Here is an 8,656-nt window from a genome sequence, read left to right on the forward strand (position 1 = left end):
AGCCGGCAAAACATATCAAATTAACTATAAAGTCATCACTGAACGGTCAAAGTCAGCAGCCTAGTTCAGTACTGACTAATTACTTTATTAATTCCTCCTTGACACCCCGCAATCTCTCGCGTAAACTCAGGTCATTAAATCAAAGGAGCAATCAACATGACGAACATCACCTTACAGTTGAAGAGCTGGCAAAGCCAACAGTAGGTGGGTCGCAAGACGCGATCTGCCAGATGCGCAGGTCGTGTCTATGTTGACTGCTATTCAGTTGCGTCCGCATAGATACTTGAAGTCATACTTCAGGAGCTATGCGGACGTTTTGTCTTTTCGGGACTTCCGCGACCTGTGCGGGAGTCTTTTTGTTTGTCGCAAGTCAGTTTGGAGGAAAAATAATGAAACGTATGATCGCATTGATCGCGGTCTTGGTCGTTTTTCTCGGCGTCGCGTTCGGCGTTGAGAGCAAACCGGAACAGGCCGCCAAGACCAGCAACGTCAAAACGGTGGGGATCTTGCAGTTGATGAGTCACCCCGCGCTTGACGCCATTCATAAAGGTATAATTCAGGGATTGAAAAACAAGGGCTACACGGTCGGCAAGAACCTCAAGATCGATTTTCAAAATGCGGAAAACGATCAAAGCAACCTCAAGACTATGTCCCAGCGCTTCGCCAGTGAAAAGGCAGACGCGATGATCGGTATCGCGACACCTTCCGCGCAGGCCTTGGCCAATGTGACCAGCACCACGCCGATCATCTTGGGCGCGATCACCGATCCAAAGGGCGCCAAGCTCGTCAACAACAACACCAAGCCCGGTGGCAACATCACCGGTGTCTCCGACCAGGCTCCAGTCAAGGCGCAGTTGAAGCTGATCCGGCAACTGATGCCAGACGCCAAGACCCTCGGCGTGATCTCCACTTCCAGCGATGACTCGGCGCAGACGCAAGCGCGCCTGGTCACCAAGGAAGCGCCGAACGAGGGCTTTACGGTGAAGAATTACACGATCAGCTCGACCAATGATCTCGCCCAAGTTGGCGGCCAAATGGTCAACCAGGTGGATGCGGTCTTCGTGCCAACGGACAACACGATCGCCAGCGCGATGCAGACGCTGGTCAAGGTCGCCAATGTCAAAAAAGTACCTGTTTTCCCAACGGTCGACACGATGGTCAAAGACGGCGGGGTCGCCACGATCGGTATCAACCAGTTCCACTTGGGCGTTGTCACCGGCGAAATGACGGCGGACGTGCTATCCGGCAAATCGAAGCCGGCCACGACCCCGATTCATTTTGAAACGACAGGCGAATTGATCTTGAACACGAAACAGGCAAAGCTGCTTGGCATCAAGTTGCCGGCCAGCTTGCTGAAAGAAGCAAAGAAGAATGGGGAGGTGATCAAATGATCAGCTTAGGGGTTTCCGCAATTGGGCAAGGCTTGATGTATGGCATTTTAGGCGTCGGCCTGTTTCTGACATTCCGCATCTTGAATTTTCCAGATATGACCGTTGAAGGCACGTTCCCGTTTGGCGGGGCGGTCGCCGTGAGCGCCTTGACGCACGGCGTTGATCCACTGATCGCGACGTTACTGGGGATGCTGGCGGGGATGCTGGCCGGACTGATCACCGGCCTGCTTGCGACAAAGGGACACATTCCGGTGCTGCTGGCTGGAATCCTGGTCATGACCGGGCTATTTTCAATCAACTTGCGCGTGATGGGGCGGGCCAATCTGTCCCTACTGCATCAGCCCAATTTGTTCAATGCCAAGATCTTGAAGGCTTTGCCACCGTATTTTGACAGCGTGGTCGTCGGCCTGATCGTCACCGTGATCGTGGTGGCGCTGGTGATCGTGTTCCTCAACACCCAGATCGGCCAGGGCTTCATCGCAGCCGGCGATAACCCGACCATGGCCCGCTCGCTGGGCATCGACCCGGATAATCAGATGATCTTAGGGCTGGTCGTCGGCAACGGTTTGATTGGGCTGGCCGGCGCGCTCTTGGCGCAAAACAACGGCTTCGCGGATGTCAATTCCGGCATCGGCATCATCGTCATCGGGCTGGCCGCGATCATCATCGGCGAAGTGCTGTTTGGTGAGTTGACCTTGAGCCAGCGCCTAATCGCCGTCGTCCTTGGCAGCATCGTATACCGCTTTGTCCTGCTGCTGGTGCTGGCGCTTGGCTTTGCGCCGGACGATCTGAAGGTCATTTCCGCGATCGTTCTGGCCATCGCCATCATGGTGCCGTCATTTGAAAACAAATTACATATCCGCCGGGTCTTGAAAAATGGGGTGAAGAGCGATGCAACAAGCAAATAACGAAGAAGCCGCGCAATTACAATTGAACCAAGTCGCCGTTAACGTGGTCGTCGGCCAAAGCGTGCGGCCGCTGCTCCAAAACATCGACTTGACCGTCCAACCGGGCGAGTTTGTCACGGTGCTCGGGGCAAACGGAGCCGGGAAATCAACCTTGTTCAACGCAATCACCGGCGATGTGCCACTGGCCGGCGGGACGATCACGCTGGCCGGCCATGACATCAGTGCCGCCAAGCGCGAGCGCCGCGCCCATCTGATTGCCCGAGTCTTTCAGGATCCGAAAATGGGGACGGCGCCGCGGATGACAGTCGCGGAGAATTTGGCCTTGGCCTCACGCCGCGGCCAACGCCTGACCCTTGCCTCGCGTCAACTTAAAGCCCAATTGTCCGCCTTTGAAAAATTGGCCGCGCAGACTGGCAACGGCCTGGAAAAGGCGCTGAATAAGCCCACCGAAGAGCTTTCCGGCGGCCAGCGCCAGGCCCTGAGTCTCTTGATGGCGACGATGCGGCGGCCTGAGTTGTTGCTGCTGGACGAGCACACGGCGGCGCTGGACCCGCATACCTCAGAAGCCATTATGACCCTGACCCAGCAGATCGTCGCGCGCGAACAGCTCACCTGCCTGATGATCACCCATCAACTTGAGGATGCCTTGACCTATGGCTCGCGCCTGATCGTTCTGCAAGCCGGTCACATCGTCGCGGATTACAGTGGCGAGGCCAAGGCGCAGTTGACTCGAGCGGATCTGCTTCAATATTTTGGCTAACTAAACAGTGGCCGCATCGCGCACAGTTTTCCCCTAAGGACTGTGCGCGATGCGGCCACTTGTATGTTATCCTATTGACATGACAAACGAAGACTTACAAAAGCTGGTCGAGCGTGTCTCACAAACGAGTTTTCACCGGACGTTTCAGCATCACGCGGCGTTCAACGCAAGACTCAAGACGACAGGCGGCCGCTTTCATTTACCAGACGAGAATCTCGATTTTAACCCGACGCTGTTTGCGGCGATCGATGAGGCGGCGCAGATTGGAGTGATCAAGCATGAATTATGCCATTACCATCTGTATCGCGCGCATCGCGGGTTTCGCCACGGGGATGCCGACTTCAAGCAGCTGCTGGCGGCGGTGGGTGGGAGTCGGTATGCGCCAGCCTTGCCTGATCATCAGCCGCGCTATCTGTATCGGTGTACGCAATGCGGGATGCAGTATCCGCGCCAGCGCCGCATCGATACGCGGCGCTATGGGTGCGGGCGGTGTCGCGGAAAATTAATGCTGATAAGCAAGGCTGCTGGGTAGCAGTGATCAGGGTTGGAGGAGGAAAAGAGGATGCGAGTCAAATGGGTGATCGGCTTGATGGTCGCAGCGGGGCTACTGGCAGGCGGCCAGCCTGTTCAAGCAGCGAATGGCAATGGCGCATCCGGCGCCGAAGTGGGGCAGGTCCAGAGTAGGGCCGCTGGCTATGTCACGGTGACGGCCGGCAATTTCAAGGTGTGGACTGACGCCTCACTTCAGCGCTCGGTCATGACGACAGCCAGCTTGAAAAATAGGACGTTTAGGGTTCGTATAAGCGTGCAACCATATGCTATTCGGTATCTTGGGTTGATCGATCAAAATGGCACTTCGATTGGTTTTTTGAACGAAAATGCCACGCTTCAGACCAACGCGAAAGGGGCCTGTCTGAAGGCTGACCGTTATGTGACAGTGACAAAGGCTAACTATGCCTTAGCGCAAGACTTGAGCGGCCATGCGGCGAAAACGACGGCAAGCATTGTAAACCAGACTTTTCGCGTGAAATATGTGCATCCAGCGGCGTCAGGCACCAATTACCTGTCGCTTTACAATGGTACCGGAAAGCTGGTCGGCATTGTTGATGAAGGAGCCGTTGCCGTGGCACCGGGTTCCTATGGTAGTTGCCTGCAAGAAAACCAGTATGTAACGATCACGAAGACAAACTTTAAGCTGTATCGCAATTTTGCCTGGCAGGTGGCGCGCACGTCGGCCTCTGTGGCGAATCAGACCTTTCACGTCAAATATAGTCACCGCGCAATCAGTGGCGCAAATTTCTTGTCCGTGTACGATAAAAACGAACGGCTGGTCGGCATTATCAACGAGGCGGCGACTGCTTCGGCAAAGGGGCCTCAGGGAGCGGCTGAGCTCGGGCACTGGTACGCGCAGGTCGCGACCAAGAGTGCAGTCGTTTGGCGCGATTTTGCTTGGAAGACGCGGGCAGCTTCATCGACTTTTACTGGGCAACGCTTAATAGTACACGGCCGGTATCATCATTTTAATGGCGCGATCTACCTGAGCTTGTACACAAGCGCCGGCAAGTGGGTCGGCTATGTCAATCAGGCCTCCTGCTGGGACGAGACGGGTGCTGCCAGTTTTCTAGGTACGACACGTACCAAGATCGTGGCCGAGTTGACCGCCCATTTGAATGACCATTATTATTTGGGTACGCCGTATCGCGGGCTGGCCACTGCGACTGCCGCGCGTTACATGGTACCGCGGGGGGTTAGCTCACCGTATGGAGTCGGCATGAATTGTACAGGCTTTGTTTCGTACGTACTTCAGCGCGCCGGTGCGAATCTATCGAGGTTGACTGGTCTGTCCAATCAGTGGGGTGGCGTTGCCAATGCGTATAACTACCGGAATGCGTTAGTCAAAACAGTGCCGTATTATCGCTTCACTTCAGTCAAAGCGTTGCTCGCGAGTGGTAAGGCCAAAAAAGGGGACATCCTCTATTTTGATCACCCGACTGCGGACTGCCACATTGGCTTTTTCTGGGGTGCGACTAGCAAACAAGATAAGATGTGGCATCAGCCCGGCGCGGGCAATCGGATCTCTCGCATTTACGCTGATGCCGGATTCAAATATATCTATCTGTTCCCGTCAAACTGAGAGGCGTTGTCTGTGAGCGGATAGTTCATGGTCAGTTGCGTGGTCGAAAAACCGACTGCCTGATAAAAGTCACGCGCTGCCTCGTTGGCTGCGAGTACGTTGAGTTGCAGGAAGTCGAGCTGGCGCTGTTTCGCCCAGGCCAAGCTTGCGTTGAGTAGCGCGCGACCAACATGTTCGCGGCGATGACTCGGCGCGACCCAGAGTTCCTGAAGCAACGCCAGGTGATGGGGGACAAAACTCGGATCTGCGGTGATTTCCGCCTCTGACACGATGGCAAATCCGATCGCCGTGCCATCATCACTAGCGACGAAGATCGTATTGGTGGCGCTACGGATACGCTGCTCGATCAACTCAATGTTGGGTGGGGCAAGGCGAACCGTGGTAGGCGCGAGTGCCGCCATTTCTCGCGTCAAGGCGACTTCCATTTGGCCGATCTCGGGTATCTGTTGGGTTGTGGCTTCGTTTATCTGCATGGTTTGTGCACTCCTTGATAGGTCGTTTGTAGCTGACTTTGGGCCAATGCGGCCGTAGCCTGTATTTGTGGCCATGGATTTCTTATTTTGTCGTTGACTTTCCCCTAGCCAGATTATATACTATTTTTTGTGCTTGTTAGCGCAATGCGGGCGTGGCGGAACTGGTAGACGCGCAAGATTAAGGATCTTGTGGCCGTTTAAGGCCGTGAAGGTTCAAGTCCTTTCGCCCGCATTTTGACCGACCTCTGTGAGAGGCCGGTTATTTTTTTAGCCATCAACCATGGTATTGGGGAGCGGCCTCTTTATGTCAATAATCGTCAGGCCTCGTTGAAATCGCGACATTGGTGGCGTGTGCAAAAATATTTTTATTAAACCTATTTCGGTGAATCGAATTACCAGATATAATGACTTGGAAGATAATAGTGAATGGGGAGAATATTTTGATGAAAAAACATTTGGGTCAATGGCTGATCGGTGCAGCCCTTTTCTTGGGAATCGGGCTTTCCGTTGCGAAGCCGACAGACGTGCAGGCGGCAACGAAGCATTATGTGACTGTGACTGCTGCTAATTTCAAGACCTGGCAGGATGCTAAGCTGACTAAAACAGGCACCGCGACTTCCTCGCTGGTGAATAAGACGTTTTATTATACGACCAGCGTGAAACCGGCCAGTGTGCGTTATTTGAAGCTGGTGGACACGAATGGCAAATCCTGGGGCTATCTCAATGAGAACGCGACAAAGGCAGCGCCGGCTTCCTATGGGGCATGTTTGCCGGCCAATTACTATGTATCGGTGACCTCCAAGAACTTTAAGATGTACAAGAACTTTGATTGGCAAGTAGCGCGCACGTCTGCGTCTGTTGTCAACCAGACCTTCCACGTCAAATATGTTCATCCCAATTTCAGCGGCGCACAGTTTCTTTCCGTCTACAACAAGTCAAACAAGCTGGTCGGTATCGTCAACGCGACGGCGACTAAGAAGGCCACTGGGCAGCAGGGTATTGCTCATGTTCAGAAATTCAATGCGACGATTTCCAATACTGGCGCTACCATCTGGAAGGGCTTCGGGTTTACAAGCGGTGTCAAAGCATCAAGCTACAAGAGCACCCAGTTGGTCGTTCATGGCTGGTATCAGCATTACAACGGGAGCAAGTATTACACCGTTTACACCACTGGTAACAAGTGGATTGGCTACATCAACGCTTCCTGCGTAAAGGCCGGCAACGTGACCAAGACGGTGGCGAAGAAGACGACCACGCCTGCGAAGACGACTACTTCGACGAACCTCAATCGTACGGTCTATGTCGCGCCGCTTTCCGGTAAGAAATATCACTTCGACAAGAATTGTCGGGCATTGAAGAATGCGAAGAGCATCCAGACATTAACGCTCAAAGTAGCCATTCAAGAGGGTTACACGCTCTGCGGTTACGAAGACTGATCCAAGCAAAGAGGGCTTTTCGGAGCCCTTTTTTGCTACCCTCAAAACGGCAATAAGGTATAATACGGAAAAGAGATCTTCTGGAGGCGCTTTATGACCCATAAGTCTAGCTCTGCTTACACCATCAGTATCGTCGGCGTGCTCGGCGCGCTACTGATCATGCAGGCGTACATCCCGATGGTCGGCTACATTCGTATTATTCCAGGCCTGCCCGCGATCTCGACCATGCATCTGACGGTGATCATGGCGGGTGTGATTCTAGGCGTGCGCGGCGGGGCAGGGCTTGGTCTGATGTGGGGTATGATCAGCCTGATCAAGGCCTACACCGATGCGACGGATCCGCTCACATTATTACTTTTCCAAAATCCGGTTATCGCGATCATCCCGCGCGTGATGGTGGGCATCGTGGCCGGAGCCATTTTCAACCATATCGCCCCGTCTGTTCTGCATGGCGTTGGTGCGACCGTGAAGATGATTGCGGCAGGCGTGGCCGGTGCGTTGACGAACACGGCGTTGGTGATCCTGTTCACCTGGCTATTTTTCGCCCATAACGCGACACAGGTGTTGGCCGGCGCCAATGCATCCAATCTGTGGTGGCTTCTGATGGTGGCCTTCGCGACCAATGCGGCGCTTGAGACGCTGATGGCGGGTGTTGTGACGCCTGTGATCGGGCAGGGGCTGATGCGGTTCAAACGGTGATCAAGTTGCCAGAGTCAAACAATGAGAGATCGGCCTAGTCAGAACTTTGACTAGGCGCCTATGTGGCCCGAGGAGCACTCGGGCTATTTGAATCGGTCAGTTTGACTGCTTTGACGTGTTTTACTGGCTATGCACAGCTTTCCCGTGTCGGCTGGCGCTCGGATATGTACTTCTACCAGACCGGCGCCACGGCCTGGCGGAAGGATTCGCACGTGATGCGACTGTGGCGCCAGTCGAATCAGGTGTGAATGAAGTGCTCTTTGAAAAACTATTGTGGCATCCATGCCGCCGCCATAATCGATTGCTGGTGCAGTAAGCTTAGGTCATGTAGGCTTAGAATTTCGGTGACCTTCCCACTTCCGAAGAAGAAGGCGTCGTTCTCAAGATCGGCCGCATACCCGGTGCTGCAAACAAAGGTGGGCTGCACGACACTTGTGTGGATGCCGGTAGAGCTATTCAGCTGTCAAAGAGCGTGACGTGGCGTTGCCGCCAGGGACGTTGCATCAGTAACGACCTGCTTGCGCAAGTCGCTCGTCTTTCATCTTGGGTGGATCTTTGAGTCGCCGCCATATCGGACGCTGGTGCAAGTTGGGTGACATATAGGCTTAGAATTTCGGTGACCTTCCCGCCTCCGAAGATTTGGGTGTCGTTCTCAAGATGGGCCGCATTCAGCTCCTGCAAACGAAGGTGGGCTGCACGATATTTTGATGAAAGACTATTGTGGGAGTCCGGACTCCCGAGGTGCGAGTGGTGCTGAACGCCTGCTGTACATTCAGGCGCTCTGTTGGTGTGTTGTTTCCCCCGACCGCCCATGGAGTCGAATGAATATGCATGCGACAGTCTCCACTTGGGGCA

8 protein-coding genes and 1 tRNA gene are annotated in these 8,656 nt (G+C 54.2%); 8 read left to right on the forward strand and 1 reads right to left on the reverse strand.

Annotated elements, in window-relative coordinates; all coding sequences use genetic code 11:
- Positions 1 to 389 precede the first annotated feature (389 nt).
- From trpX to EKM95_RS11030, 5 genes are all read left to right on the forward strand, one after another.
- Positions 390 to 1,391, forward strand: coding sequence for a tryptophan ABC transporter substrate-binding protein (gene trpX, locus EKM95_RS11010; protein WP_125698423.1), 1,002 nt, complete (start codon positions 390 to 392; stop codon positions 1,389 to 1,391).
- Positions 1,391 to 2,299: an ABC transporter permease gene (locus EKM95_RS11015; protein ID WP_125698438.1), complete on the forward strand. Its 909-nt coding sequence runs from the start codon at positions 1,391 to 1,393 to the stop codon at positions 2,297 to 2,299. The genes trpX and EKM95_RS11015 overlap by 1 nt, the downstream gene beginning before the upstream one ends.
- Complete coding sequence (locus EKM95_RS11020) at positions 2,283 to 3,059, forward strand: ABC transporter ATP-binding protein (RefSeq protein ID WP_125698425.1); 777 nt, start codon at positions 2,283 to 2,285, stop codon at positions 3,057 to 3,059. The genes EKM95_RS11015 and EKM95_RS11020 overlap by 17 nt, the downstream gene beginning before the upstream one ends.
- A 79-nt stretch (positions 3,060 to 3,138) precedes the next feature.
- Positions 3,139 to 3,591, forward strand: coding sequence for a SprT family protein (locus EKM95_RS11025; RefSeq protein WP_125698427.1), 453 nt, complete (start codon positions 3,139 to 3,141; stop codon positions 3,589 to 3,591).
- A 30-nt stretch (positions 3,592 to 3,621) separates the two neighbouring features.
- Positions 3,622 to 5,193: an NlpC/P60 family protein gene (locus tag EKM95_RS11030; RefSeq protein WP_125698429.1), complete on the forward strand. Its 1,572-nt coding sequence runs from the start codon at positions 3,622 to 3,624 to the stop codon at positions 5,191 to 5,193.
- On the opposite strand, the gene EKM95_RS11035 is transcribed toward EKM95_RS11030, so the two are convergent.
- Positions 5,172 to 5,666, reverse strand: a complete 495-nt coding sequence (locus EKM95_RS11035; protein ID WP_164510194.1) for a GNAT family N-acetyltransferase — start codon at positions 5,664 to 5,666, stop codon at positions 5,172 to 5,174. The two genes, EKM95_RS11030 and EKM95_RS11035, sit on opposite strands and share 22 nt — an antisense overlap.
- A gap of 146 nt (positions 5,667 to 5,812) precedes the next feature.
- Between EKM95_RS11035 and EKM95_RS11040 the strand changes: the two genes are divergently transcribed.
- The 3 genes from EKM95_RS11040 (at position 5,813) to EKM95_RS11050 (ending at position 7,801) form a co-directional block, all read left to right on the forward strand.
- Positions 5,813 to 5,898: transfer RNA gene (locus tag EKM95_RS11040), tRNA-Leu, on the forward strand.
- Between the two features lie 211 nt (positions 5,899 to 6,109).
- Positions 6,110 to 7,102: a hypothetical protein gene (locus EKM95_RS11045; protein ID WP_125698433.1), complete on the forward strand. Its 993-nt coding sequence runs from the start codon at positions 6,110 to 6,112 to the stop codon at positions 7,100 to 7,102.
- Positions 7,103 to 7,195: 93 nt separating this feature from the next.
- A complete protein-coding gene (locus EKM95_RS11050; protein WP_125698436.1) occupies positions 7,196 to 7,801 on the forward strand; it encodes an ECF transporter S component in 606 nt (201 codons plus the stop codon).
- Positions 7,802 to 8,656: the final 855 nt, after the last annotated feature.

Origin of the sequence: Lacticaseibacillus yichunensis (genome assembly GCF_003946405.1) — a bacterium.
Lineage (GTDB): Bacteria > Bacillota > Bacilli > Lactobacillales > Lactobacillaceae > Lacticaseibacillus > Lacticaseibacillus yichunensis.